A 25,916-nucleotide genomic window follows, 5' to 3' on the forward strand; every position below is an offset into this window, starting at 1 on the left:
TCAGACGGTCGCGACGGGCGTGAGTGGGCTGCCCTGCGTGCCCGGCAGGTTCAGCGGCGGCGCGGTCAGCAGGAAGCGGCTGCGGTTGTGCTCACGCAGCCACGCGGCCAGGTCGTCGAGGTACCACAGCTCGCCCAGCGGCACGCCCAGCTTGAACAGGCACAGATTGTGGATCGGCAGCAGGGTGTGCGGCGTGGACTCGTCCGCTCCCGGGACGCCGATTCCCTCGACTGCGTAGTTGTCCGCGATCAGCGCGGAGATCTGTGAGTCGGCGATCCACTGCAGCAGGTCATCGTCGTGGGCGTCGAGGTACGGCGCCGTGGCGTGGATGGCCACCGGGTCGGGGTTCTTGCCCCACGCCAGGATCTGGGTCGCGAACGCGGTGCGCAGCAAGAGCATGTCGCCCGGCTCGACGGTGATGTCGTCGGCCGCCATGATCTCCTGCAGCTTCCTGAAACCCACCGGCTGCCAATCGGTGCCGACGTGGTGCGCGAGGTCGATCAGCACCCCCCGGCCCTGCACGCCGTGTTCGGCCATCTTCTCGAGGCCCAGATGCTTGGCGAACCCGATACTGCCGCTGCCGTCACCCTTGGCGTCCTCGGCGGGTCCGACGATGTCGGAGCCGGCCCGGAAGCCGTTGTAGAAGACCGGCTCGGCGACGCCGTCGGCGTCCGCGTCGAACTCTTCGCCTTGGTGGGCCAGCGCGTCCCACTGGGTCGAATACTGCAGCCACAGCGTGACGACATCGTCGGACCACACGTCGGTCAGGTTGGGGGCGATCTGCTCGCGGGCGACGACGTTGTAGAAGACGTCCTGCTTGTGCTCGAGGTCCTCAGTGGGCCGGAGGATCGGCGGGTAACGCCGCTGGTTCAGCGCCGTTCCCCCGGGGTAGTCCAGCGGGAGGCTCAGGCTGAAGGTGATTCCGTGCTCGACCTCGCGGACACCTTCGAGCACCTTCTCGCGGGTGAGCAGGTTGATCCGGCCCAGCTCGTCGTCTTCGCCGTAGTCGCCCCACGTCGATCCCGGCGGACGCTGCTTCCAACGTTGTGTCACGATCTTGCTCCTTGCACTCGAGGTGGTCTGCCGAACTCGAAGGTCTGGAAGTCGCCGGCCTTGAAGTAGCTGTTTTCGTCGGGCGAAAACGGCGCGGGGTCCGTCGCGGCCGGATCCGCCTCGACGATCTCGTAGCCCATCCTGCGCGCGTGCCCGAGCAGCTCGAGGACGAGCTCCACCCGGCCGCCGGCACGCGGCCCCCCATAGAAAAAGAGATTCGGGAAGCCCGCCACAGCGACATCGAAGCGGCTGCGTGCACGATGTTTCTCCAGCGGAACACCGCCGCATCCCCGGACGTCGAGCCGGTTTCCGGGGCCTGCGAAGAGGAAGCGTGCCCGCATGACGGCCCCGCCTCGGACACGGACGGTCCACGTGCCGGTGGACTCGTCGTAGTCGGCCCGGGCACCGTCGTGACTCGTCTCCTGCGAGCACACGGTGAACCCGGCTTCGCCGGCCAGGTGCGCCCGCCGGATCTCAGCCGGGTCCACACCCACGACCAGGACCTCGACCAGCCCGGACGGCGTCGTCGGGTGCACGGGACCTCCGCGTTGTTTCGACCGATCGTTCGAATATTGAGAGCACGAGACTAGACCAAGAGCCGGCTGGTGTACAAGAAGCTTGCCGCAGACCGGGAGAACCCGTCGCAGTAACTCCAAGTCGCGGATCTCGTCCGCGGCGCGCAGGATGTCGGCGAAGTTCTCGATGATGAAGTCGACGTGGCGGAAGCGGGCGTTCTGCTCGTCGGGGCTCACGCCGATCGCCACCTCGTGGACCTGCGGGGTCACCGAAAGTCAGGACGGTTTCCGGGGTTTGCGGGATCATGGCGCACTCGCGGCGTTTGAAGCCGAGTCCCTCGCGCAGCCACCCCTCGCCTGGTTCACGATGCGCAGGCTGGTCATGATGTTGAAGTGGTCGAGCCGGCGGACGCCGAATCCGCAGCGGCGCGAACTGTTGCTCGGCAGCTTCGAGCGCAGCGACTCTTCGGCGACCGGCTTGTCGATGTCGTATTACGGCTCGAAGGGGTGCTCACCACCGGGGGACGAGGAACCGGACCGCGGTCCCCCGGCCCTGCTCGTGGCCCGAGGCCAGCTCGACGCTTTCGATCTCCTGCCGGGTGAGCTGCTGCAGGAACAGCTCGACGTCCTGCGGCCGCCGCACCCGGAAGCTGCAGGAGTTCACCTGCGCATCGTCCTGCTGAGTGAGCACGATCGAGCGGTGCGTGAGCTTCAGGTACCCACCCAGGTCCTGCCGCCGGGAGACGTCCTCCGCCGCGCCCGCCGGCTGGCCGACAGCCTCGCCGCCCAACCGGAAGTGCTGCGGCCAACCCCGCTCGTCCGCCGGCAGCGGATCGCCCGCCGCCTGGAGGAGAGGGCCACCCACGGCCTGGCGCTGGAAGGACTCACCATGGCCGATCGGCCCCTCAGGACTGATCGGTGCCCGGCGAGGCTTTGACCAAGTCGCCTCCAAACGTTGTACCGATCGGTCAACAGACCGTACGCCAATGCCTCGGATCAGACCAGTTCCGCTTTTGCTCCGGCGAAACAGTTGACTGTTCGAGGAACCGAGTCCTACCGTTTCGCCTTGTCCCAGCGGGACATCCACCGGAGCGTCGATCGCCGGCCGTCCGACCGAAAGAGACAATGATGTCGTCTTCCGCAGAGCTCAGCGACAGCATCCGCCCAACGAGACCGGTTCCGATCATCATCGCGATCCTGCTGCTCGCGGTCGTCGTCAGTACGTTCGAGTCCACGATGATGTTCAACGCGCTACCGCGGCTCATCTCGGCGTTCCACACCTCGCCCGCCAACGTCAGCTGGGTCCTGACCGCCTACACCCTCGTCGCGGCGGCATCGGCCGCGGTGTGCGGGCGCCTCGGTGACGTCTACGGCCGACGGCGGGTGCTGCTTGTCCTGCTCCTGGTCTCCGCCGTGGGGTCGATCATCAGCATCAGCACCGGTGATCTCGCGGGCGTGGTCACCGGACGCGCGATCCAAGGCATCTCCGGCGGGATCCTCCCGCTGTGCTTCGGCATCGTTCGGGAACACCTGCCCCGCCATCGCATCCCGGTGGCCGTGGCGGTCATCGCCGGCGCCGCCATGCTGGCCGGCGCCGCGGGCAACATCATCTCGGGCGCCATCATCGACGCCCTCGACTGGCACTACATCTTCGTCGTCGCCGCGGCGGTGGCCCTGATCGCGGCAGGCGCCTGCACCGTGCTGCCACGATCCAGGCTGACCGCGACCGTGACCCGCATCGACTGGATCGGCGCGATCCTGTTCGCTCCCGCCATCGGACTGGTCCTGTTCGGCATCACCGAGTCCGGCTCGTGGGGCTGGGCCGACGGCCGCACGCTCGGGTTCATCGTCGGCGGGCTGGCGCTGCTCGCCGTCTGGATCTGGTGGGAGCTTCGCCGCCACCAGCCGATGATCAACCTCCGGCTGTTCGGCGAACGCAAACAGGCACTCACGCTCACGGCGACGGCGTTCGCGTCGATCGGCCCCATCGGCGCCACCGGTTTCCTGCTGCAACTCATCATGCAGACGCCGACCAGCGCACCGATCGGCCTCGGCCTCACCGCCACCGCCGCCGGCGCGTTGTCCTTCTGCACCGCGATCATCGGCTTCCTGCTCTCCCCGCTCAGCGGCCGCATCTCACGCCTCGCCGGGTCCCGCCGTTCGCTCGCCATCGGTGGCGGCTTCGGGATCCTCAGCACGATCCTGCTCGCGGTGATCGGCAACAGTCTGGTGGGAATGCTGATCACGGCCCTGTGCCTCACCGTCACGACGTCGTTCATGCTGACCTCACTGCCCAACCTCATCGTCGAGGGCGTCCCGGCGGAGAACACCAGCGAAGCCACCGGGGTCAACACCGTCGTCCAGCAGGCGTTCAACGGCGTCGGCAACTCGGTCGCCACGCTACTGCTGAGCCTGTCCCTCGTTCCCGGCACCGAGTTCAGCACGAAAGGGGCGTACCTCCAGGTATTCGGGCTGATCGGTGTCTGCTGTGTGGCGGCACTGGTGCTCTCGCTCTTCATCCGCAAGGGGTCACCGGCGGTCAGCGGTGCGCCGGCCGCCCCGGTCGTCGCGGAAGCCTGACCGGCAAGGTCACCGACAGCTGCGGGCGCGTAGGCCGTAACCGGGTTTGCGTGCCCGCACTGTTCGTCCTCCCGGCTCCGGGATCGTGTTCACCCGGATCATGTCGCTCGCGTACTCGTTCGCCAGCACCTGCATCAGCCCGACCAGAGCGCGCTTCGCCGCGATGTAAGCATGCGCGCCGGCTTTGCTGCTCGCCACGTCCTTGATCCACGCCGACGAGGTGGTGATGACGATCGAACCCCGCGGTCACCGGGCCGGATCGCGGGCAGCGCCACTTCGACCGTGCGCCACACGCCCGTGAGGTTGACCTCGATGCCGTCGGTCCACACTTCGTCCCAGTCGCCACCGGGACTCAACCGGATGATGCCGGCAGTCGCCACGAGCACCTCCACCCGGCCGAAGCGTGCCAGTCCCTCGTCAGTGCGCGCTGCAGATCTGCGCGGTTTGGATAGTCCATCGACGGGATGTCCGCGCAGATGTCGAGCCCGATGATGCACAGGCCCTGCGCCGCGAGTTTCACGTCGTGGGCCCGGCTTTGTCCCCGTGCGACACCCGTGATGAACGCGACTTTCCGCTCCGACGCGATCAGCGTCTCCGATCTTTCCGTTCTGCGGTAAGAGATAGCGAGCCGTTACGAGGCGACTCGGCCGAACGTGCTGCCGTGGAGGACCAATGTCGAGGCCTGCGGATCGGCCCGCAGCCCGCGGATCCGCAACACGACGATGTAGTGGTCACCCGCGAGCAGTTCCGTCTCCACCGTGCAGCTGACGCCTTCGAAGCGGTTGCCGATCTTGCGGGCAAGCTGACGGCACAAGCTGCCCTGATCCGCGGCGAGGACGCTGATCCCCAACCGGGCGGCGGGCCGGAGCACCGGCCAGGTGGTCGAAGATCGCTGCACGCAGAAGGAAACCAGCGGCGGGACGAGCGACACGGACGTGAACGAACTCGCCGCCAGCCCGGCCGGGGTGCCGTCAGCGAGCGCGCAGAGGGCCACCACCCCGGACGGAAAGCAGGCGAACGCCGCGCGCAGGGTCTCGTCGCCGGGACGACGTCGAGCTCCCGGACCGTCACGACTGCCCCGACGCGGCGGCGTGCTGGGCCAGGACCCGCTCGGCCAGCTTGACGTGGGCCGCGTCGACCAGCTGACCGTCGACACTGGTCGCGCCGAGGCCGTCCGCCTCCGCGGCTCGGTAGGCCGCCAGATTGCGCTGCGCGCGTTCGACTTCGACGTCGGTCGGCCGGAAGACCCGGTTGGCGATCGCGATCTGCGACGGGTGGATCGACCACTTCCCGTTGAAGCCCAGGGAAGCCGCGTTGCTCGCGTCCCGCTCGTACCCCTCCGGGTCGCGGAAATCGGGGTAGGGCGCGTCGATGGCGAGAATCCCGGCGACGCGGGCCGCGGTGAGCACCTGCATCCGCGCGTAGTACCAGAAGTCGCCCGGATAGTGGTCACGCGGCTGGAAGTTGGTGTCCACCCGGGCGCCCTGCGACACCGAGAGGTCGCCGGCACCGAAGATCACCGCGTCCAGCCGGGAGCTGGCCGTCGCGATCTCCTCGGCGTGGGCGATCCCGGCGACGTCCTCGATGAGCACCTCCAGCCGGATGCGCTCGCGCAGCCCCAGGTAGTCCTCCAACTGCGTCAGCAGCACGTCCACCCACCAGACGTCCCGCGCCGCGGTGGCTTTGGGCACGATGACGGTGTCGAGGTTGTCCCGGGCCCCGGTGACCACCTCGATGATGTCCCCGTGGGCCCACTTGGTGTGAATGCCGTTGATGCGCACCGCGCGAGCCGTGGTGCCCCAGTCGTATTCGGTCAACGCCCGCACGGCCAAGCCCCGGGCCTTCTCGCGCATCGCCGGCGCGACGGCGTCCTCCAGATCGAGGAACACCAGATCGGCGTCGGACGCGGCGGCCTTGGCGAACATCCGCTCGCTGGTCGCGGGGGTGGCCAGTTCGGAGCGGCGCAGGGCCTGGATCTCAGGCACTCGTCGCCTCCTCGTTCTTCGCGAACTGGTTCGCCGGCTGGGCCAGCGACAGGTTGTCCCGCAGCGTCGCGCCGGTGTACTCGGTCCGGAACAGGCCCCGGCTGCGCAGCTCCGGCACGACCAAGCGGACGAAGTCCTCGAAAGCGCCCGGGAAGTGGGTCGCCGCGACGACGAACCCGTCCGACGCCCCCGACTCGAACCATTGCTGCATCTGGTCGGCGACCTGCGGCCCGGTGCCCACGAACCGCGGCCCCTGCAGGAGGGTCGCGCGGTGGTTGGCCAGCGTACGCAGGGTCAGCTTGCCTTCGCCGACGTGCCGGCGGACACCCTGGACGAGCCCGCGGATCCCGGAGACCGAGTCGATGAGCTCGTCGGTGACGACGTCGTCGAGCGAGTGCCCGGCGAAGTCGTAGTTGGTCACCTCCGAGAGCAGCGTCAGCGACGCCATCGGGTGCACCAGTTCGTCGAGGAAGATCTTCTCCTTCTCCCGCGCGATGGTCTCGGTCTCGCCGACGATCGTGTAAGCCATCGGCAGCAGCTTCACGGTGTCGGCCTCCCGTCCGGCCTCGGTGATCAGCTTTTTCTGCTGCCGGTAGTGCTCCTGCGCGATCTCCTGGCTGGGGTCCGCCGTGAAGATGAGGTCGGCCCACTTCGCCGCGAACTGCATGCCGCGCCCGGACTGGCCCGCTTGAATGATCACCGGCCGGCCCTGCGGGGTCCGCGGAACTGTCAACGGGCCGCGCACCGTGAAGTACTCGCCCTGGTGATCCACCTCGTGGACGCGCTCGGGATCGGCGAAGACACCGTTCGCGCGGTCGTCGAGGATCGCGCCCTCTTCCCACGAGTCCCAGAGCTTCGCGACGACCTCGATGAACTCCTCAGCGCGGTCGTACCGCTTGTCGTGGGCGAAGTGCTGCTCCACGCCGAAGTTCTGCGCCTCGGCGTCGTTGACCGAGGTGACGACGTTCCAGGCGGCCCGGCCGCCACTGAGGTGGTCGAGCGTGGCGAAGGTCCGCGCGACGTGGAACGGCTGGTAGTAGGTGGTGGAGTAGGTCGCGCCGAGTCCGATGTGCTCGGTCGCGGCGGCGACCGCGCCGAGGACCGTGCTCAGGTCGAGCTTGATCGGCCGCGCGCCGTAGCGCACGGCCTCGGCGGGCGAGTCGCCGTAGATCGTGGGCATCGCCAGCCGGTCGTCGAAGAACATCAGGTCGAAGGTGCCCTCTTCGAGCACCCGGGCAATCCGCTGGTAGTACCGCAGGTCGAGGTAGTCCGCCGCCGCGCTGGGGTAGCGCCACGAGCCGGAGTACACCGACACGTTGGACGCCTGCAGGAACGCGACGAGGGTCATCTGGTCTTTGCGTCGTGTAGTCATCGGGGCCTCTCGAGGGCTTCGACGGACCGGCAACTGATACATCAGTTTCGTACTGATATATTCTTCGCGCCGACGAGGTGTGTCAAGGAGAGGAGACTGGGGATGAGCGTCGCAGAGCCCATGCCGGACGACGTCGGACCTTGGCCGGTGGACCTGGCTTCCGACGAGACCACGACGTACCGCACCGGGCGAGAGCGCATTGTCGACGTGCTCCGCGACCGCGTCCTGTCCGGCGTGCTCCCTCCGGGCACCAAGCTCAACCTCGACGCGCTCGCCGACGAGTTCGGCACCAGCCGCACACCCGTGCGCGAAGCCTGCCTGGCGTTGAGCCAGGACGGACTCGTGCGCGTCGCGCAACGCAGCGGCATCGTGGTGATCGGCTTGTCCTCCGAGGCGATCCTGGAGAACTTCGCCCTGATGGCAGCCCTGTCCGGTCTGGCCGCGCAGTGGGCCGCACGCGGAATCACCGAACGGGAACTGCGGCGGGTGCGCGAACTGCACCGCGAGATCAAGGTCGCCGCCGCGGTCGGCGACGACATCGCCACCCTCAACTGGGAGTTCCACCGCGAGATCAACCGCGCCTGCCACTCGCCGCGCCTGCAGCGGATGCTCGCCGAAGCGGGACGGCTGATCCCGCGCCGGTTCTTCGAGCTGTTTCCCGAGCACGTGCCGTGCAGCCTCGATGAGCACGACGCGCTGGTGGCCGCGCTCGGAAGCCGGGACGAGACCGCGGCGAGGCAGGTCGCCGAACAGCACTTCGACAGCGCCGCCGCGCTGCTGCGCCGGCAGTTCGCCGGCCGGAGCGGGACCTGATCACAGCTGGACGACGACCGTCTTCGTGGCGGTGTAGGCGTCCAACGCTTCGACGCCCTTCTCTCGCCCGTAACCCGATTTGCGGAACCCGCCGAACGGCAGTTCCACCCCGCCGCCGGCGCCGTAAGTGTTGACGTACACCTGGCCTGCTTCGATCTCGGCCGCCAGCCGGTGCGCGCGGCTCAAGTCCCGGGTCCACACCGCGCCCAGCAGCGCATAGTCCGTCCCGTTCGCCAGCGCGACCGCTTCCTCTTCGGTGGCGAAACGCATCGTGGTGAGGATCGGTCCGAAGATCTCCTCCTGCGCGATCGGAGCGGCCGGGTCGACCCCGTCGATCAGGGTCGGCGCGAAGTAGGCGCCGCCGGTGATCCCGTCGGGCTCGGCGATCGCCCCGCCGGCCAAGAGTTCCCCCGTGCCCACCGCGTCGACGTAGCCGCGCACGCGGTCCTGCTGCTTGCGGGACACGAGCGGGCCCAGGTCGGGGTCGTCGAGACCGCGGCCGATCGACACCTTCGCGAAGTGGCCGGCGATGCGCTCGACGACCTCGGCGTGCACGCTCTCGTGGACGAGCACCCGCGAACCGGCGGAACAGGTCTGCCCGGCGTTCTGCAGGATCGCGCTCGCGGCCACCCGGGCCGCTTTCTCGACGTCGGCATCGGCGAACACCAGGTGCGCCGACTTGCCGCCGAGTTCGAGCATCACCGGCGACACCCGCTCGGCGGCGCTCGCCGCGACGAGAGCGCCGATCCGCGTCGATCCGACGAAGCCGAGGTGGTCGGTCCCCGGGTGCGCCGACAGCGCCGCACCCGCCTCGGGACCGAGCCCGGTCACCACGTTGATCACACCGGGCGGGAACCCGGCTTCCCGCGCGAGCGCGGCCACCGCCACGGCGGTGCGCGGCGTCTCGTCGGCGGGCTTCACCACGCTGCAGTTCCCGGTGGCCACGGCCGGAGCGACGCCGCGGGCGAACAACTGCAGCGGATAGTTCCAGGCCACGATGTGCCCGGTGACGCCGTGCGGCTCGCGCCGGGTGTAGGCGTGCAGGTCCGGCCGCAACTGCAGGGAAAGCCCGTAGTACGAGTCGATCGCGTGGCCGTAGAAGCGGAAGTAGCGCCCGCAGACGCGGGCGTCGTTGCGAGCCTGGGACAACGGCTTCCCGGTGTCCTCGCTTTCGAGGCGGGCGAGGGGTTCGACGTCCCGCTCGATCAGGTCGGCCAGCCGGCACAGCAACGCGGACCGCTGCTCGGGCGTCGTCGCGCGCCACGTCCGGTTGGCTCGACGTGCGGCCGCGACCGCCCTGTCAATGTCCTCCGCACCACCGCGTGCGACCTCGCCGAGGACTTGCCCGTTGGAGGGATCGACGTTCTCGTACGTCTCTTTCGCGCCCACGGACTCGCCGTCGACGAAGGACTCAGTGACCGTGGCCATCCGTCAAATCACCCCTTGCTCCCGCAGCTCGCGCAAGGTGCCGGCGTCCAGGCCGAGCAGGCCGCCGTACACCTCGTTGTTGTGTTCCCCGAGTGCCGGGCCCAGGTGGTCGATGCGTCCCGGGGTCGCGGAGAAGCGCGGGACCGGAGCCTGCACGCGCATCGAGCCGAGGTCGGCGTCCGGAATGGACGGGTAGACCTCGCGCGCCTGCAGCTGCGGATCGGCGAGGAGCTGCTCGGCGTCGTACACCGGCGCGGCCGCGACGTTCGCCTCCTCGAAGACGGTCATCGCGTCGTCAAGGGTGCGTTCGGCAATCCAGGCCGCCATGATGCCGTCGATCTCGGCGGCGTTGCGTAGCCGCTGCTGCGCCTCGGCGAACCGGGGATCCTTGGTCAGTTCGGGCCGCCCGACCGCTTCTAGGGCCCGTCTCGCGATCGTCGGTGCGCTGCCGGACATCGCCAGCCAGTGCCCGTCCTTGGTCCGGTAGACGTTGCGCGGCGCGCTGATGTCCCACCGGTTCCCGGTCCGGACCGGGATCGTGCCGAACTGGTCGTAGGTGAGCACCGGCTGCTCCAGCAGCCGCGCCAGCGGTTCGATCAGGTTGACGTCGATGAGCTGCCCGGCGGCGCCGTGCACGTCGCGGTGGTAGAGCGCCATCATCACCGCGTAGGTGGCGGTGAGCGCGGCGACGCCGTCGGCGAGCATGAACGACGGCAGCGTCGGCGGCCCGTCGGGACTGCCCGTGAGGTGCGCGAAGCCGCTCATCGCCTCACCGAGCGTGCCGAACCCCGGCCGGTCGGACTTCGGGCCACCCGCGCCGTAACCCGTCACGTGCACCATGACCAGGCCGGGATTCGCCTCGGCGAGGGTTTCGTAGTCCAAGCCCCACTTGTGCAGCGTGGACGGACGCAGGTTGAGCACGACGACGTCGGCCTGCGCGGCCAGCCGGCGCAGCAGCTCCCGGCCGCGTTCCTCCCTCAGGTTGAGGGTGACGCTCTTCTTGTTGCGGCCCACGCTCTTCCACAGGAGGCCGACGCCGTCCTTCTGCGCACCCCATTGCCGCAGCGCGTCGCCGCCCCCGGGCTGCTCCACCTTGATAACGTCGCCGCCGTGCTCGCCGAGCCACGTCGCGATCAGCGGGCCGGCGGCGAGGGTCGCGGCGTCGAGTACCCGGAGACCAGCCAGGGGTCCGTCGCTCATGATGGGGTCCTTGTCGGTCGTAGGACGGATCCGTCCGATTGCGCCGCCCCACGGCAGGGCCAGCTCCGGCGCCGGATGCGGCAGCTGGTGGTAGAGGTCGCCGACGAACACCCGGTGAACGATCGCCCAGCGTCCGTCACGGCAGTACCACCGGTCGACGTAGCGGCCGCGGTGGAAGAGCTCGGTCGCGACGCCGTCGGCCGGGAGCGTCCGGCACCACACCGCGACGTAGCTCCCGCTGCTCGCGGTACCGGCTCGCACGTCGACGTCGACGAGGACGTTCGACACCAGGTGGGAGTCGGCGTCGAGCCCGGCGTGGTACGCCCACACGAAGTCGAGGAAGCCGGCTCCGGAGCTGCGGTAGCTCGGCCCGTAGTCGGCGATGCCGTCCGGATGCCCGACGGAGTCGGCCAGCGGCAGGTCGATCCGGTCGAGGCCGCGGCAGTACCGGTACACGACTTCGGTGATCGCCTGTTGGCCACGAGTCCGGCGAGCGGTTCGGAGTCGGCTTCCACGGTTGTTCTTCCACGCTTTCCGATCAGGGGTGGTAGCCGACGTACTCGTCCGCCCGGCGGCGCAGCAGCCATCGTCCGCCGGACTCGCCGAACTCGTCGTGGTAGCGCGCGACGATCGCGGGCGCCCACGCGGCACCGTCGAACTTGACCATGACGACGTCGCTGGTCACCTTTGCCTCGCGGTCGCTCCAGTCCGTCACGACCGAGTTGGCCACGACGTGCCGCTGCGGGTTGGCCGGATCCGGCTGCCACGCGGGCCGCGAGAACGCCTCGCGGATCGCCTCCACACCCTTCAATGTCGCGATCCCCGGGATCTCGACCACCGCGTCGGACCAGTACAACGCGACCATGTCACCGACGCGGCCCTCGTCCTGCGCGTGCGCGTGCTCGGCGATCGTCGCTTCGACGGCTGCGTACACCTCGGCGAAACTCGTCATCACTTCAGCACGATCGGGGTGATCGGCGACCCGGTCGAACCGGTGACTTTCAGGCCGGGCGCACAGAAGAGGAACTCCCACACTCCGTCGGCCTCGCAGTCCTCGGCCAGCTCCTCCAGATTGAACATCTCCCCCAGGGTCAGTCCCATGTCGCGAATGGTGACCTGATGGAAGGGGATCATGGCGCCTTCGACCGGGCTCGGCCACACCTCGCCGGAGAAGTTGTCCATCGCCAGTGCCGCCACCTCGCGCCCGTGCAGCCACCGGCAGATGTCCAAGCCCGGCCCCGGCGCGTTGCCCAGGAAGTGCTCACGGTCGCCTTCGAGGAACCACTTGTAGGAACCGGTGCGCAGCAGCACGATGTCGCCGGACTCGACCCGCACGCCCTGCCGTTCCTCGGCCGCCAGCACGTCGGCTTCGGTGACCTCGTAGGAGTCTTCGAGCCGGTCCACGCCCTTGAGCCGCGCGATGTCGAGCAGCACCCCGCGAGAGATCAAGCGAGTCACGGCGTGGTGGAACGAGTTGCGCGAAGCACCGGTGAAGTTGTTCACCGCCGCCGCCGGAACGTTGTTGTAGAACCGGCCGCCGTACCCGGCGTGCGCGAGGCCGTCCCACTGCGTCGCCGACTGCAAACCGGTGATGATCATGTCGTCGGCCGAGATCAGCCCGTCCGGGGTCGGGGTGTCCGAGGGCAGGAGCGTCATCAGGTGGATCGGGTTGGTCCGGAAACCGCCCGCCTTGAACGGGCCTTCCTTGTCGAACGGCATCCCGAGGTCGAACGCCTTGCCGGTCCGCACCAGCTGGGCGGCCGCGATCCGCTTCTCCGGTGTCACGAAGTTCAGCGTGCCGATCTGGTCGTCCTCACCCCACCGGCCCCAGTTGTTCAGCTCCTTGCCGAGCGCGTGCTGCGGCCACACCTTCTCGTCGGTCACGGTTCCTCCTCATCGGTGGGACATGTAGTGGCCCACGCAGTCCATGAGGCTGGTGGGAACGTAGAAGCCGGCCGGGTCCTTGATCCGGCCGAGGTGCTCCGCGACGTCGTCGACCGTCGTCTTCTGGGCATCCGCAGGCAAGTAGCCCTCGGTGACCCCGACGAACAGATGCGCGAACCGACCGCCGCCCGCGAGGTAGGCCTGGCCGCTGACGTCACAGTTCTCATGCGCGAGGTAGGCGACCATGGGCGCCACGAGCGACGGGGCCATGTCGGAGCCCGCCTCGGGCCTGCCGTCGCGCAGCTGGTCCATCCCTTCCGAGGGGCCCCCGCCCATGCGCGTCATGGCGTTCGGGAGGATCACGTTGACCTTGATGTCGGTCTCGCCCGCCGACACGGTCAGGCTGTTGGCCATTCCGAGGAGCGCGGCCTTCGCCGTGGCGTACCCCAGGTTGTCCGGCAGCCCGAACATGCCGATCGACCCGGTGAGCACGATCCGGCCGTAGTTTTGCGCGAGCAGGTGCGGCCACGCCGCCCGGCTGGTGTTGAAGGCGCCGCGGACGTGGACGCCGAGGTGGCTGTCGAGGTTGTCCACCTCGATGTCAGGTAGCCCGCCGAAGCGGACGTTGCCCGCGTTGTTCACGACCACGTCGACACGGCCGAACTCCGCGACGGCGAGGTCGATCGGCGTGGCGCCGCCCTTCACCGTCGACACGTCGCTGGTGTCGGCGATCGCCGTGCCGCCCGCGTCGGTGATCTCCCGGGCCACGGTGTGCGCCGGGCCGGTGTCCGCGCCGGCGCCGTCCATGCTGCCGCCGAGGTCGTTCACCACGACCTTCGCGCCCAGCTCGCCGAGCAGGTGGGCGTAGGCCCGGCCGATTCCGCGGCCGGCGCCCGTCACGACCGCGACGCGGCCGTCGAATCTGTGCTCCGTCATTGTCTTACCCTTTTCGGTCGGTCCGACGTCACGCCAGAAAGCCCGCATAGCGGCCTTCGGTGACCTCGGCGAGGAACTTGCGCAGGATCGGCCGGCCGCCCGGGTTCAGCAGGAAGCTGCGCGGCTTGCCTTCGACGTTCGAGCCGTAGAAGTAGCTGTGCTCACCGAAGGACGAGTGCACGGCCAGGTCGGCGACCATTTGGTTCCAGGTCTTTTCTGCCTCCGCCGGGACCTCGGCCACGGTGTGGCCATGCTCGCGCATGTACTCGAGCATGTCGGCGACGAAGTTCACCTGGTCCTCGCCATAGCGGGGGTTGTTGCCCGCCGCGCCGTGCGGTCCGGCGGGGAAGAAGAAGTTCGGGAACCCGTGACACATGACGCCCATGAACGTGCTCGGGCCGTCCGCCCAGTACTCCTCGAGCGCCAGGCCGTCGCGGCCGCGGATGCCTATCCGCGTCAGCGCGCCGGTGCCGAAGTCGAACCCGGAGGCCCACACGATTACGTCGAACTCTTGAAGGCCGCCAACGGTCTCGATCCCGGTCTCGGTGACGCGGGTGATCGGCGTCTCGCGCAGATCCACCAGCGAAACCTTGGGATCGTTGAAGGATTCGAAATAGCCGGTCACGAACGGCGGGCGCTTGCCCGCCCACCCGTGATCACGCGGGATGAGCTTCTCGGCGGTCGCCGGGTCTCGGACGAGCTCGCGGATCTTTCCCGCCATGAAGGCGCACCACGCGTCGTTCGCCTGCTTGTCCGTCAGGGTGTCAGCGTAGTTGCTGATCACCTTGGAGAAACCCGGGCTGGTCCACATCTTTTCGTAGAATGCCCGCCGCTCGTCCTCGCCATCCTCGAACGCCTTCCGCTCGCGCGGTTGGTGCAGGAACCCGCTCTGCGAGGCGTCCAGGCGTTCGCGGATCCCTTCGAAGCCGGCCTTGAGCAGGGCGTGGTGCTCGTCGGTCAGTGGTGTGTTGGACAACGGAGTACACCAGTTCGCCGACCTCTGGTACACCGTCAGCGACGCGACGTCGTCGAGAATCGCGGGCACGACCTGGACGCCGCTGGACCCGGTGCCCACGACGGCGACCCGCTTGCCGCGGAAATCGACCGGCTCGTCCGGCCACTGGCCGGTGTGGTGTGCCACACCCTTGAACGTCTCCCGGCCGGGCACCTTCGGGAAGACCGGGATCGACAGCACGCCGGTCGCCGCGATCAGGAACCGTGTCCGCACCTCGATACCATCACCGGCCCGCACGACCCACGTCGAGGAGCCCTCGTCGAACACAGCCGACGTCACCCGCGCGCCGAACGTGATGTGCCGCCGCAGATCCAGCTTGTCCACGGCGTAATTGAAGTAGCCCTCGTTCTCGGGTTGACCGGCGAACCGCTCCTGCCATTCCCAGCCCTCGAAGAGCTCCCGCGAGAAGAGGTAGCCGTAGGTGTAGCTCTCGGAGTCCAGCCGGGCGCCTGGGTAGCGATTCCAGTACCAGACTCCCCCGACGCCGTCGCCGGCTTCGAGCAGCCGTACGGAGAACCCCGCCTCGCGGGCCCGGTAGAGCTGGTGGATGCCGGTCACTCCGGCGCCGATCACCAGCACGTCGACGTCGTTATCCACGGTGGATTCGGTCATCACGCCCGCCTCGGGTCGCCGGGGGTCAGCCCGGTGGTGAAGCCCCACGGAATGCCGAGGCTCGTCTCGGGGTCGGTGACGACCGTGTCGTTCGTCCGGGTGCGGATGCCCACGCCTTGAGCTTCCAGGTGCTTGACCGCGCGGTCGAGGTCGGCCACCTGCCAGGTGATGGCGTGGTAGGTGTCGTCCGGAGCCTTGAGGCTCCAGTCGTCGTGCGCCGCGGTGCCCTGGTCGGGCACGGCATACTCGTAGACGGCGTCGGCGAGGTGGACATACGTGCTCGTCGCGCCGAGGACTTCGTTGCGCCCCTCGTGGACGACTTCGCCGCCCAGCGCGTCGACCAGCACTCGCAGGCCGCGCGCCGGCTGGTCGGTCAGCACGGTGTGGTGCGAGCACTGCCGGATGGCCAGCGGGTCGTCGTCCGACACCGCCGGTACCTCCCAGCCCTCGGCCAGCCGGTGGTCGAGCGGGAACGGGATCTGCGGCAGGAACTCGTACCGCAGGCCGGCGCTCGCCGGCACGGTGAAGAAAATGGGCATCGGGGAGCCAGGGGCGGTGGGCGGGTCGTCCCCGTCCGCGGGCTGGCCCTGCTGACCGACCATCTCGACGCCGACCTTGCGCAGCGACTGGTAGGCCCCGACGATCCCGTCGATGTACCAGCCGAACCCCTTCAGGTGCGGTTTGTCGACCGACGCGTACTGCTGCACCCCGTCGAGCACGTACTTCTCGGGGTCGATCATGTCGAACAGCACGTCGCTGATCGGGGTGAACGTCGAATAGTCGGTCGGGTAGTCCTCGCTCGCGGGCTGGTTCTTCGTCATCTCGGCCATGGGGTGACTCGCGCGGCCGAACACCCGCTCGAACCAGGCCTCCGACCCGCGCAGGTCGGTCACGTGGTGGCTCGGGTGGTACAGCCGCGTTACCCGGAAATCGGTAGCGGACACGGACACTCCCTTGTGTCGAGTGGTCAGGGGACGGCGGTCACCAGGCGATCGGAAGCTCGTAGATTCCGTAGGCCTGTGAGTCCTCCTTGAACTTCAAGTCGTCGAGCTCGGCGTCCAGGCGCAACGTCGGGATGCGGCGGAACAGCGTGCCGAACACGACCTGCAGCTCGACGCGGGCCAGCTGCTGGCCCACGCACTGGTGCGGACCCCACCCGAACGCGAGGTGGTGCGCCGCGGCGCGCGCGAGGTCGAGGGTGGCGGGCTCCGGAAATGCCACCGGGTCCCAGTTCGCCGCGGGCAGACTGGCGATGACGCCCTCGCCCGCCCGGATCGTCTCCCCGCCGAGCTCGATGTCCTCGACGACTGCCCGCCGCGCGAGCAGGTGCGGCAGCGTGAGGTACCGCAACAGCTCCTCGACGGCGTTCGCGACGTACTTCTCGTCGTGAGCGTGCTCGCGCAGCCCGGCGAGCTGCTCGGGATTCTGCAGCAGCAGCGCCGTGCCGAGAGTGATCATGTTGGCGCTGGTGTCGTGCCCGGCGACGAGCAGGATGTGCCCCAGCGGGGCCGCCTCCTCCATCGCGAGGTCTCCCGCCTTGACTCGCTCCGCGAGGTCCGTCAGCACGTCTTCGCCGGGGTCGTCCATCTTCTTCTCGATGAGCCCGGAAATGTAGCTCCGCAACGTGGCCGCAGTGGCCGCCGACGCCTCCGGGGACTTGAACACGGCGTTGGTGACGCCGGCGTGCTCCTGGAAGAACTCGTGGTCGTCGTAAGGCACCCCGAGCAGCTCACAGATCATCAGCGACGGCAAGGGCAGCGACAACGCTTCGTTGAGCTCGGTCGGGTTCGGGCCGGCCAGCATCTTGTCGATGAGGTCGTCGGTGATCTGCTGGATCGCCGGCCGCAGCTTCTGCATGCGGGGCCGGGTGAACGAACTCGTCAGCATCCGCCGCCAGCGCGTGTGCTCTGCCCCGTCGGTGTTGTTGATCGACGGTTGCATTTCGCTCGCGTGGACCTTCATGGCTTCGGTCGTGTGCGGGTAGCCGTCGCGCGCGATCGTTGCGCTCAGCCGGGGGTCGCTGAGGATCTGTCGCTGCGCCACGTGGGTGGTGACGAGCCACGGCGTGGTGCCGTCCCAGATGCGGACCCGGCGAACGGGCTTGTCCGCGTCTTGCAGCTCCAGCAGCCCCGGCGGCGGCGCGAACGGGCACTTGCCCAACCGGGGCGCGGGGAACTCCGGAAGCTCTTCGGTCGTCGCGGTCTCGGTCATGATCGTCCTCTCTCCGGCCGGTTCTCCTGTGGGGGAACGGCGCTATTCCTCGATCCGGATCGCGAGGGCGGGGCACACGGCGGCCGCCTGGCGCACGTCCGGGGCCAGTTCCGCCGGCGGGCGCTCGTCGAGGAGCACGGCGATGCCGTCTTCTTCGCGCTGGTCGAACACCTTCGCCGCGGCGGAGACGCACTGCCCGGCCGCGACGCACCGTTCTTCGTCGATGACGATCTTCATGGGATTTCCTCGTGCTCGTCAGTGAGTAGGCGCCGGCATGGCGATGTCGGCCCGTCTCAGGCGCACCTGTTTGGGCATCTTCCAGCCGAGGACGCCAGTGACCGCTCCGTCCTTGCGGTACCGAGCGACGAACCGGCCGGCCGCGACATCGCCGTCGGTGATCTCCACTTCGGCGTCGGCCGCCAGGAAGCCGTGCACCTGGATCTTGACGTCGAACTGGTCGGTCCAGAAGTACGGCAGCGGCGTGTAGGGCCGGTCCTCACCGAGGATCGCGCCCGCCACGGCGGTGGCCTGTTCTGTCGCGTTGGTGCGGTTTTCCAGCCGGAGCAGGCGGCCGAGGTGCTCGTGGCGCCAACGGGCGACGTCGCCGGCGGCGTAGATCCCGGCGGCGGCCCGGCATCGCGAGTCGCAAACGACCCCGTCGTCCAGTCGCAGGCCGCTACCGGTGAGCCAGCCGGTCTCGGGGATGGCCCCGATCGCGACCACGGCCACGTCGGCGGGCAGGATCTCGCCCGTGCCCAGGCGGACTCCGGTCACCCGGCCGTCGTCCTGCGTGAACCCGGCGACGCCGGTGCCGAGCCGGAGGCGGACACCGTGTGCGGTGTGCAGCCCGGCGAGTAGTTCCGACACCATCGGGCCGACCTGCAGGGCCAGCGGCGCCGCCAGCGGGCCGGTCATCGTGACGTCGGCGCCCATGCTCCGTGCCGTGGCGGCGATCTCGGCGCCCAGCACTCCTTCTCCCACGACGACCAGCCGCGTCCCTGGGCCCAATTCGGCGCCGAGCGCCGCGGTGTCGTCGAGCGTGCGGAGCACGTGCACCCCGGACAGGCCCTCCTGGCCGGGCAGCGTGCGCGGGCTCGCGCCAGTGGTGATGACGACGGCGTCGCCCCGCAGCGCCAATCCGGACGCTGCGTGAACGGTCCGGTCACTTACATCGAGCGCCGACGCGGGGTCGCCGAGAACGAACTTGGCGCCGAGCCTTGCCAACGTGTCGGCGGGCCGCAATGTGGCGCGGACCGGGTCCCAGGCTCCCGACAGCACCTGCTTCGACAGCGGCGGCCGGTCGTAGGGCTGGTGCGGCTCGGCCCCGAGGACGGTAATCCCGCCCGTGTACCCGTTGCGGCGCAGCGCTTCCACCGTCGACAGGCCGGCCGCCGAGGCGCCGACCACGACCACCTCGCCGACGTCCCGATGCGCACCGGCGTTCATGAACCACTCCCGGGGTGATGTGCTGTTCTCAGACGAGATAACGGCCGCCGTTGACGCTCAGGGTCTGCCCGGTGACGTACCCGGCCTCCGCGGAAACCAGGTAGGCCACCGCGTACGCGATGTCATCCGGCTTCCCGGGCCGCTTCATCGGCATCGACTTGGCGACCTCGTCCGGGTCGAAGCCCTCGCGCAGCAACGGGGTGTCGACGAACCCGGGCGGCACGTTGTTGACCGTGATCCCCTTCGCCGCGTACTCCATGGCCAGTGCCTTGGTGAACCCGATGACACCGCCCTTGGACGCCGCGTAGTGCGCCATCGTCGGCGCCCCGGTCTGCGCCGACGACGAGGAGATGTTGACGATGCGCCCGTACCCGGCCTCGAGCATGTCCGGCACGAACTGCTTCGTCACCAGGTACGGGCCCTTGAGGTTGATCCGGATCATCCGGTCCCACTCGTCTTCGGCGAGCTCGGTGAACGGCACGTACTTCGTCACGCCCGCGTTGTTGACCAGGATCGTCACCGGGCCGAGTTCGGCGCGCACCCGTTCCGCGGCGGCCGCGACCGCCGCCGGCTCGGCCGCGTCGCCGGCGATGGCCACGGCCTTGCCGCCCGCCTCGCGGATCTGCGCGACCGTCTGTTCCGCGCCTTCGGCGTTGAGGTCCCAGACCGCCACGGACGCACCCTGTGCGGCGAGCACCGCCGAGATGGCTCGTCCCAACCCGCGGCCGCCGCCGGTGACGACCGCGTTCCGCCCGTCCAGCCCCATCATGACTCCTCCGCGCTGAGTGGTCCGTCGCTCATCGCCGCGCGTGCTGCCTTGCGAGCCGCCATCGCCCGCGGGAAACCCGCGTAGCCGGCCGCGTGGTAGAGCACCTCGGCGATCTCGTTCTCGGTCAAGCCGTTGTTGAGCCCGATCCGGACGTGGCTCTTCACCTCGTCTTCGGCACCCAAAGCGATCAGGATCCCCAGCGTGACGAGGCTGCGGTCGCGCCGCGCCAGGCCTTCCCGCGCCCAGAGCGCGGCCCACACCCCGATGAGACCGATTTCGACGAGATCTTCACCGAGCTGTCCGTCGCGCAGATCGGCGTCGGGCGGCAGGTTCGCCGCTACGACGGAAGACATCGTGTCCAGGCCCAGCTTCCGCAGATCGTCGGAACCGGTACCGCTGGCATCGCCGCCGCTCATCGCTCGCGACCTTCGTTCGACTGCACTGTCCGAATCCTTCCCGCCGGCGTAGATTAGACCGACCGGTCGAATCAACGATTGCCGTCACCCTACGCGCACTCCGCGCCTCCGGGCAACGTCCACATCGACGGTCGCTAGATGTGTTGCATATCCCCAAAAGATCGATGACGCCGAAAGCATTGCCAGTAACGACCAGTTGTTCTAACGTTGCGGCACCACCTCGACGAAGGAGTGTCGCATGCCGACCGCCACCCCCGGATCCACTGCTCAGGGCGGAGCGGAGGTCGTCGCGGAGGTCCGCCACGCCATCGCCGCCTACTGCCAAGCCCTCGACGACGGCCGGGTCGATGACCTGGTCTCGTTGTTCACGCCGGACGGGGTGTCCGCGCTACCGGGCATGGATCCGGTCGAAGGGCACGACGCTCTGCGCGAGCTGTACCGGGGCGTGACCGCGCAGGGCGGGACCACCCGCCACGTCGTCGTCAACACCGCCGTGTCCACCGGGGACGGCAACCAGGTCAGCGCGGTCAGCGACCTGGTGTTCCTGAGCCACGGCGAGAACGGCTGGCAGATCGCGCTGGCCGGGCGCTACGACGACGTGCTGCGCCGGCACGACGGACACTGGCTCTTCGCCGGCCGGTCGCTGACCTTCACCGCCCCGGCGCCCGCCTGAGACACACCGGGGCGCCCGTGTGGTTCGACGGGTTCCGTGACGGGCCTATAAGCTGCTGAATCATGCCAAGACCACCAGGGCACGGGCCAGGCTACGAGATCAAGCGCCAAGAGATCATCGACCGAGCCGCCGCACTCTTCGCCAAGCAGGGCTACGCCGCCACCGGCATCGCGGAGCTCCTCGAGGAGACTGGCGTCGCCCGGGGCGCGTTGTACTACTACATCGGCTCCAAGGAGAACCTGCTCGTCGAGATCCAGGACCGGGTGATGCGCCCGCTGCTGGTCTCGGCCCGGCGCATCGCCACCCTGGACGACGACCCGGTGCTGCGGCTGCGCATGCTGTCCCAGGCCCTGCTGGAGAACATCCTCGCCCGCCTGGACCACGTGTGGGTCTACGAGCACGACTACCGGAACCTCAAGGGCACGAACCGTGCCCGGCTTATGCGCCAGCGGCGCGAGTTCGAGAAGATCGTCGAGGGCCTCCTGGTCGCCGCGATGGACATCGGTTCGTTCCGCAAGCTCGACCCGCGCCTGGCCACGTTGCAGTTCCTCAACCTGCACAACCACACCTACCAGTGGGTCAAGCCCGGCGGCGACTGGGACGCGGAGTACCTCTCCCGCGAGTACTGCGCGACGCTGATCTCCGGCTTCCGCAGCCCGGACTACCAGTGCGACGACCTGGAGGAGCGGATGGTCGGCATCATCGCGCAGCGCGAGAGCGAAGATCCCCAAGCGCCGAAGGTCACCCGCAAGCGCTGACGCGGACGCGGTCGCTTCCGATCAGGTGGCGGCGACTGCCGGCTCGCCAAGGCCGGGCTGGACCGCACCCACCAGATTCCGGCCGAGCTGTGGCACATCAACGACTATCCAAGGATCACGGCACAGAAGAGCGCGGCGCTGACGGCGGGCTACGCGGAAGGAGTCCGCGCCAACGGCAAGACCAGTCTGTACCGTCAGTCGCTCGTGGACGCGGTCGGGCACTGCGCGTAGGCCGTGCCCGAGATCGTCGCCTCCGTGGCGACCATGGTGCACCGCCTTGACACAGGAACCTGGAGCGACAGCACCAGCCCCCGAAACCTGAACGGCACCGACCGCCTGTCCCTGTCGGTGTGCCGCGCGGGAGGCTCACTCGGACTTCTCGTTGCCGGCGCAGTCCAGGCCGAGCATGGCGTGGGCGAGGGCGTCGGGGTCCGGGGGTGGCGGCAGGGTGGCGGACTGGGGCGCGGTGAATGCTTGAATCAGGTAGGCGACCAGGCGGGCCGAGCTGTCGGGGGCGGTCGCGCCAGCGGCGGTGATGACGCCGGCGTTGGCCATGAGCAGGACGACCATGTCCTGGTCGGCGAAGTCGGGACGCAGTTTCCCCGCGGCCTTGGCGGCATCGATGAGCCGCAGGAAGCCCTCGTAGGCCCGGGCACGGTGTTCTTCCAGGTGGGCGGCGGCGGGGAAGGTCATGGTGAGCACGTCGGCGAAGCCGCGGTTGGCCACTTGCATGGAGCACACGGCACGGATGTAGCCGGTGAAGCCGTTCCAGGGGTCGGGGTCGGCTTCGGCGATCTCGGCGGCTTCGACGTAGCCGCGCATGGTGTCGGCGAACACGGCGTCGAGGAGGTCCTCGCGGGTGGGGAAGCGCCGGAACAAGGTGGCCACCCCGACTCCCGCGGCGCGGGCGACCGCTGACATCGACACCTCGATCCCCTCGGCGGCGAAGACCCGGCGGGCGGCGTCGAGGATCCGCTCCCGGTTGCGTTCGGCGTCCACCCGCAGCGGCGCCGAGTCCTGCCCGTCGTCGTGCTCTGCGATCTGGCCTGGGGTTTCGTGGTCGGCGCGGCCCATGGCACCCATCATAGGCGACAACTGGAATAGCCTTTCCACATGTGGTGTTACAGTCTGCGATGGAAACGGAAAGGCCGTTTCACTTGACCGAGGAGATCACCATGCGTGCTGTCGCAGTCGACACCGTCCCCGCCAACCCACAGCTCAGCGACGTGGAAGCGCCGCGCCCGGAGGCCGGGGAGGTCCTGGTGGAGGTGACGTCGGCGTCGGTGAACGGCTTCGACCTGTCGGTCGCGGCCGGGCATGTGCAGGGGATGCTGGAGCACCGCTTCCCGCTCGTGCGGGGCAAGGACTTCGCCGGGACGGTCACCGAGCTGGGTGAGGGAGTCGAGGGGTTCGCGGTCGGCGACCAGGTGTTCGGCGTGGTGATGAAGCCGGTCCTGCAGGCCGGGACGCTGGCGCAGTTCGTGACCGTGCCCGCCGCCCACGGCCTGGCCCGTATTCCCGCAGGCCTTTCGACGCTGGACGCGGGCGCGCTCGGCCTGGCCGGAACCGCCGCGCTCGACAGCCTCGACGCCGCCCAGGTCGCTGGCGGTGACACCGTGCTGATCTCCGGCGCGACCGGCGGCGTCGGCGCGCTCGCCGTCCAACTCGCCGCCGCGCGCGGCGCGACGGTGATCGCCACCGCCCGTCCCGGCGCCGAAGCCGATTTCGTCACGGGCCTCACCAGCGCCGACGTCGACGTCGACGTCGTCGACTACACCGGCGACCTCGGCGGGCAGGTCCGCGCGATCGCCCCGGACGGTGTGGACGTGGTCCTGCACCTGGCGGGCGACGGTGCCGAGCTGGCCGGCCTGCTGGCCAAGGGCGGCCGGATCGCCTCGACCCGCGGCCTCACCTCGGACGCCGTCGAGATCGAGGACGTCACCGTGTACCCGATCATGGCCGACCCCACCAGCCAGATCCTGACCGTCCTGGCCGAGCAGGCCGCTTCCGGGGCACTGCGGGTCCCGGTCACCGCGATTTACCCGCTGGAGCAGGCCCACGAGGCGTTGGCCGCGTTCGGCGAAGGCAGCCTCGGCAAGATCGCCGTCACCTGCTCCTGACCGGTTCCTTCCTCACCTCCCTGCTTCGAAAGAGACCCGCAATGAACGTGACCTTGTGGATCCTGCAAGCCGTGCTCGCCGCGATGTTCGGCATGGCCGGCGTGATGAAGTCGACCCAGCCCAAGGACAAACTCGCCGAGAAACTGCCGTGGGTGAAGGACTTCTCCCCCGGCGTCGTGAAGGTCATCGGTGTCGCCGAGCTCGCCGCGGCCCTCGGCCTGATCCTGCCCGCCGCGCTCGACATCGCCCCCGTCCTCACTCCGCTCGCGGCGACCGGACTAGTCGTCATCATGCTCGGCGCGATCATCACCCATGCCCGCCGCAAAGAACCCCAGGCGATCGCCTTCAACGTCGTCCTGCTGATCGTCGCGGCCGTCGTCGCCTGGGGCCGGTTCGGCCCCTACGCCTTCTGAAACCCCGCGTCCTGAGGAACCTGCCATGACCTTCGAACTCGGCGTCTACTCCTTCGGCAACACCCCGCGGCTGCCCGACGGCAGCCGCGGCCTGACCGCACAAGCCATCCGCGACGTGCTCGAGGCCATCAAGCTCGCCGACGAGGTCGGGCTGGACTTCTTCGGCGTCGGCGAGCACCACATGCGGACCATGCCGCTGTCCTCGCCCACCTCGGTGCTCAACGCCGCGGCCGCGTCGACCCGCCGGATCAGGCTCAGCACCGCCGTCACCGTCCTGTCGACCGACGACCCGATCCGCGTGTTCCAGCAACTCGCGACCGCCGCCGCGGTCGCACCGGGCCGGATCGAGGCGGTCGCCGGGCGCGGATCGTCCACCATCACGTTCCCGCTGTTCGACTACGACGAGAACGACTACGACAGGCTCTACGCCTCCAAGCTCGAGCTGCTGATGGCCCTCAACGCCGGAGAGAACCTCACCTGGACCGGACCGCACCGCACCCGCCCGCTGCACAACGCCACCGCGTTCCCCAGACCGGAACAGCCGTTGAAGATCTGGCTGGGCACCGGCGGCAGCCCCGAGTCGGTGTACCGGGCCGCCGAACTCGGGTTGCCGATGTTCCTGGGCATCCTCGGCGGCACCCCCGAGCACTGGGCCCGCTACGGGCACGCTTACCGCGACGCCTGGACCCAGGCCGGACATCCCGTCGACCACGCCGACATCGCCGTCGCGGTCCACGGGTTCGTCGCCGACACCACCGCGCAAGCCCACGCCACCTACCTCGAGCACGAGCACCGCATGATGGCCGACGGACTCGCCGAACTAGGCCGCCTCGCCCCGGCCCGCTCCGACCGCGCCGCCGCCTTCGGCCGCGGCGGCATGGTCTTCGCCGGCAGCCCCGACGAGATCGCCGATCGCATCCTGCACCTGCACGGCCTGCTCGGCCACACCCGCCAGATCCTGCAGATGGACGTCGGCGGGATGCCGCAGCGGGAATTCCTGCACGCCATCGAACTGCTCGGCACCAAAGTGCTTCCGCAGATCCACGCCGAACTCGACAAGGACACGCCCGCATGAACGTCACCGTCTTCGGCGCCACCGGCGCCATCGGCTCGCTCACTGTCGCCGAACTCCTGCAGCGCGGCCACCAGGTCACCGCCTACGCCCGCAACCCCGCGAAAGTCCCCGCGTCCTGGGGAGATCAGGTGAAGGTCGTGATCGGTGAGATGTCGGACGCCGCCGCGATCGACTCGGCCGTGGCCGGGGCGGACGCGGTCGTCAGCGCGCTCGGGCCGAGCATGGACCGCAAGGCCACCGGCTTGCCGCTGGTCGCGGGGACCGCCCACATTTTGGACGCCATGAGGCGCCACGGTGTGCGCCGCTACATCGGCCACGCCACCCCGGCCATCCTCGACCCGCACGAAAAGCCCACCCCGGTCACGCGGCTCATTCGCTTCCTGCCCCGCACCTTCATGCGCCGCGCCTACGACGAAATCACCGGCATGAGCGACCTCGTCACCCGCTCCGATCTGGACTGGACCATCGTCCGGTTCATCGCCCCCAAGGACACCCCCAAGCAGCCACGCGTGCGGGCCGGGTTCTTCGGCACCGACAAGCTGGGCTTCGCCGTCAGCCGCGCCGACGTCGCCGCGTTCACCGCCGCGCAAGTCGAGGACACCACCTACATCGGCCGCGCCCCCGCCATCAGCAACTGACCCG

The 25,916-nt window shown here is 69.2% G+C and carries 28 protein-coding genes; 8 read left to right on the top strand and 20 right to left on the bottom strand.

Features of this window, described 5'->3' with window-relative positions:
- The 3 genes from ISP_RS36865 to ISP_RS36875 form a co-directional block, all read right to left on the bottom strand.
- Positions 1-1,053: a cyclase family protein gene (locus ISP_RS36865; protein ID WP_013228888.1), complete on the bottom strand. Its 1,053-nt coding sequence runs from the start codon at positions 1,051-1,053 to the stop codon at positions 1-3.
- On the bottom strand, positions 1,050-1,838 hold the full coding sequence (locus ISP_RS36870) for a VOC family protein (protein ID WP_013228889.1): 789 nt from the start codon (positions 1,836-1,838) through the stop codon (positions 1,050-1,052). Before ISP_RS36870 ends, ISP_RS36865 begins: the two co-directional genes overlap by 4 nt.
- Before the next feature lie 241 nt (positions 1,839-2,079).
- On the bottom strand, positions 2,080-2,433 hold the full coding sequence (locus ISP_RS36875) for a VOC family protein (RefSeq protein WP_013228890.1): 354 nt from the start codon (positions 2,431-2,433) through the stop codon (positions 2,080-2,082).
- Between the two features lie 263 nt (positions 2,434-2,696).
- Here ISP_RS36875 and ISP_RS36880 point away from each other — a divergent pair, with 263 nt between their 5' ends.
- Positions 2,697-4,148, top strand: coding sequence for an MFS transporter (locus ISP_RS36880; RefSeq protein WP_230468511.1), 1,452 nt, complete (start codon positions 2,697-2,699; stop codon positions 4,146-4,148).
- Positions 4,149-4,157: 9 nt separating this feature from the next.
- Here the strand turns inward: ISP_RS36880 and ISP_RS36885 are convergent, their stop codons facing one another.
- The 4 genes from ISP_RS36885 to ISP_RS36900 form a co-directional block, all read right to left on the bottom strand.
- Entirely contained in the window at positions 4,158-4,382 is a 225-nt protein-coding gene (locus ISP_RS36885; RefSeq protein ID WP_200881093.1) for an SDR family oxidoreductase, read from the bottom strand.
- 397 nt (positions 4,383-4,779) lie between these two features.
- On the bottom strand, positions 4,780-5,178 hold the full coding sequence (locus ISP_RS36890) for a flavin reductase family protein (protein WP_187324695.1): 399 nt from the start codon (positions 5,176-5,178) through the stop codon (positions 4,780-4,782).
- A gap of 37 nt (positions 5,179-5,215) precedes the next feature.
- On the bottom strand, positions 5,216-6,133 hold the full coding sequence (locus tag ISP_RS36895) for an HpcH/HpaI aldolase/citrate lyase family protein (RefSeq protein ID WP_013228893.1): 918 nt from the start codon (positions 6,131-6,133) through the stop codon (positions 5,216-5,218).
- Positions 6,126-7,505, bottom strand: a complete 1,380-nt coding sequence (locus ISP_RS36900) for an LLM class flavin-dependent oxidoreductase (RefSeq protein WP_034283890.1) — start codon at positions 7,503-7,505, stop codon at positions 6,126-6,128. The genes ISP_RS36895 and ISP_RS36900 overlap by 8 nt, the downstream gene beginning before the upstream one ends.
- Positions 7,506-7,607: 102 nt before the next feature.
- Here ISP_RS36900 and ISP_RS36905 point away from each other — a divergent pair, with 102 nt between their 5' ends.
- Positions 7,608-8,318 carry a GntR family transcriptional regulator gene (locus ISP_RS36905; RefSeq protein ID WP_013228895.1) on the top strand — a complete coding sequence of 237 codons (711 nt, stop codon included), beginning with the start codon at positions 7,608-7,610 and terminating at the stop codon, positions 8,316-8,318.
- Here the strand turns inward: ISP_RS36905 and ISP_RS36910 are convergent, their stop codons facing one another.
- The 12 genes from ISP_RS36910 to ISP_RS36965 are packed head-to-tail and all read right to left on the bottom strand — an operon-like array spanning position 8,319 to position 20,235.
- Positions 8,319-9,746: an aldehyde dehydrogenase family protein gene (locus tag ISP_RS36910; protein WP_013228896.1), complete on the bottom strand. Its 1,428-nt coding sequence runs from the start codon at positions 9,744-9,746 to the stop codon at positions 8,319-8,321.
- A 3-nt stretch (positions 9,747-9,749) separates the two neighbouring features.
- On the bottom strand, positions 9,750-11,597 hold the full coding sequence (locus tag ISP_RS36915) for a CoA transferase (RefSeq protein ID WP_265049878.1): 1,848 nt from the start codon (positions 11,595-11,597) through the stop codon (positions 9,750-9,752).
- A complete protein-coding gene (locus ISP_RS36920) occupies positions 11,485-11,898 on the bottom strand; it encodes a nuclear transport factor 2 family protein (protein WP_013228898.1) in 414 nt (137 codons plus the stop codon). The genes ISP_RS36915 and ISP_RS36920 overlap by 113 nt, the downstream gene beginning before the upstream one ends.
- Complete coding sequence (locus ISP_RS36925) at positions 11,898-12,830, bottom strand: cyclase family protein (RefSeq protein ID WP_013228899.1); 933 nt, start codon at positions 12,828-12,830, stop codon at positions 11,898-11,900. The genes ISP_RS36920 and ISP_RS36925 overlap by 1 nt, the downstream gene beginning before the upstream one ends.
- A 9-nt stretch (positions 12,831-12,839) precedes the next feature.
- Positions 12,840-13,766, bottom strand: a complete 927-nt coding sequence (locus ISP_RS36930; protein WP_013228900.1) for an SDR family NAD(P)-dependent oxidoreductase — start codon at positions 13,764-13,766, stop codon at positions 12,840-12,842.
- 28 nt (positions 13,767-13,794) lie between these two features.
- Positions 13,795-15,393, bottom strand: a complete 1,599-nt coding sequence (locus ISP_RS36935; protein WP_014467572.1) for a flavin-containing monooxygenase — start codon at positions 15,391-15,393, stop codon at positions 13,795-13,797.
- On the bottom strand, positions 15,393-16,337 hold the full coding sequence (locus tag ISP_RS36940) for a VOC family protein (RefSeq protein WP_230468512.1): 945 nt from the start codon (positions 16,335-16,337) through the stop codon (positions 15,393-15,395). The genes ISP_RS36935 and ISP_RS36940 overlap by 1 nt, the downstream gene beginning before the upstream one ends.
- 37 nt (positions 16,338-16,374) lie before the next feature.
- Positions 16,375-17,604 carry a cytochrome P450 gene (locus ISP_RS36945; protein ID WP_013228903.1) on the bottom strand — a complete coding sequence of 410 codons (1,230 nt, stop codon included), beginning with the start codon at positions 17,602-17,604 and terminating at the stop codon, positions 16,375-16,377.
- A 42-nt stretch (positions 17,605-17,646) separates the two neighbouring features.
- Positions 17,647-17,841 carry a ferredoxin gene (locus ISP_RS36950; protein WP_013228904.1) on the bottom strand — a complete coding sequence of 65 codons (195 nt, stop codon included), beginning with the start codon at positions 17,839-17,841 and terminating at the stop codon, positions 17,647-17,649.
- An 18-nt stretch (positions 17,842-17,859) separates the two neighbouring features.
- Positions 17,860-19,050 (bottom strand): NAD(P)/FAD-dependent oxidoreductase, encoded by a 1,191-nt coding sequence (locus ISP_RS36955; protein WP_013228905.1) that lies wholly within the window; start codon positions 19,048-19,050, stop codon positions 17,860-17,862.
- A gap of 28 nt (positions 19,051-19,078) precedes the next feature.
- Positions 19,079-19,816, bottom strand: coding sequence for an SDR family NAD(P)-dependent oxidoreductase (locus ISP_RS36960; RefSeq protein ID WP_013228906.1), 738 nt, complete (start codon positions 19,814-19,816; stop codon positions 19,079-19,081).
- A complete protein-coding gene (locus ISP_RS36965; protein ID WP_013228907.1) occupies positions 19,816-20,235 on the bottom strand; it encodes a carboxymuconolactone decarboxylase family protein in 420 nt (139 codons plus the stop codon). Before ISP_RS36965 ends, ISP_RS36960 begins: the two co-directional genes overlap by 1 nt.
- Before the next feature lie 238 nt (positions 20,236-20,473).
- Here ISP_RS36965 and ISP_RS36970 point away from each other — a divergent pair, with 238 nt between their 5' ends.
- On the top strand, positions 20,474-20,908 hold the full coding sequence (locus tag ISP_RS36970; protein WP_013228908.1) for a nuclear transport factor 2 family protein: 435 nt from the start codon (positions 20,474-20,476) through the stop codon (positions 20,906-20,908).
- Between the two features lie 62 nt (positions 20,909-20,970).
- Complete coding sequence (locus tag ISP_RS36975; protein WP_013228909.1) at positions 20,971-21,666, top strand: TetR/AcrR family transcriptional regulator; 696 nt, start codon at positions 20,971-20,973, stop codon at positions 21,664-21,666.
- A gap of 366 nt (positions 21,667-22,032) precedes the next feature.
- Here the strand turns inward: ISP_RS36975 and ISP_RS36980 are convergent, their stop codons facing one another.
- On the bottom strand, positions 22,033-22,740 hold the full coding sequence (locus ISP_RS36980; protein WP_230468513.1) for a TetR/AcrR family transcriptional regulator: 708 nt from the start codon (positions 22,738-22,740) through the stop codon (positions 22,033-22,035).
- A 101-nt stretch (positions 22,741-22,841) separates the two neighbouring features.
- Here ISP_RS36980 and ISP_RS36985 point away from each other — a divergent pair, with 101 nt between their 5' ends.
- The 4 genes from ISP_RS36985 to ISP_RS37000 are packed head-to-tail and all read left to right on the top strand — an operon-like array spanning position 22,842 to position 25,912.
- The gene (locus tag ISP_RS36985) at positions 22,842-23,786 is read left to right on the top strand and encodes an NADP-dependent oxidoreductase (RefSeq protein ID WP_034283935.1); all 945 of its coding nucleotides are present in this window, start codon (positions 22,842-22,844) and stop codon (positions 23,784-23,786) included.
- A 41-nt stretch (positions 23,787-23,827) separates the two neighbouring features.
- Positions 23,828-24,199, top strand: a complete 372-nt coding sequence (locus tag ISP_RS36990) for a DoxX family protein (RefSeq protein WP_013228912.1) — start codon at positions 23,828-23,830, stop codon at positions 24,197-24,199.
- A gap of 25 nt (positions 24,200-24,224) precedes the next feature.
- The gene (locus tag ISP_RS36995) at positions 24,225-25,274 is read left to right on the top strand and encodes an LLM class flavin-dependent oxidoreductase (RefSeq protein WP_013228913.1); all 1,050 of its coding nucleotides are present in this window, start codon (positions 24,225-24,227) and stop codon (positions 25,272-25,274) included.
- On the top strand, positions 25,271-25,912 hold the full coding sequence (locus tag ISP_RS37000; protein ID WP_013228914.1) for an NAD(P)-dependent oxidoreductase: 642 nt from the start codon (positions 25,271-25,273) through the stop codon (positions 25,910-25,912). The genes ISP_RS36995 and ISP_RS37000 overlap by 4 nt, the downstream gene beginning before the upstream one ends.
- The last annotated feature ends 4 nt before the right edge of the window (positions 25,913-25,916 follow it).

The sequence above is a fragment of the Amycolatopsis mediterranei genome (assembly GCF_026017845.1).
In the GTDB taxonomy this organism is placed as follows: Bacteria; Actinomycetota; Actinomycetes; order Mycobacteriales; family Pseudonocardiaceae; genus Amycolatopsis; species Amycolatopsis mediterranei.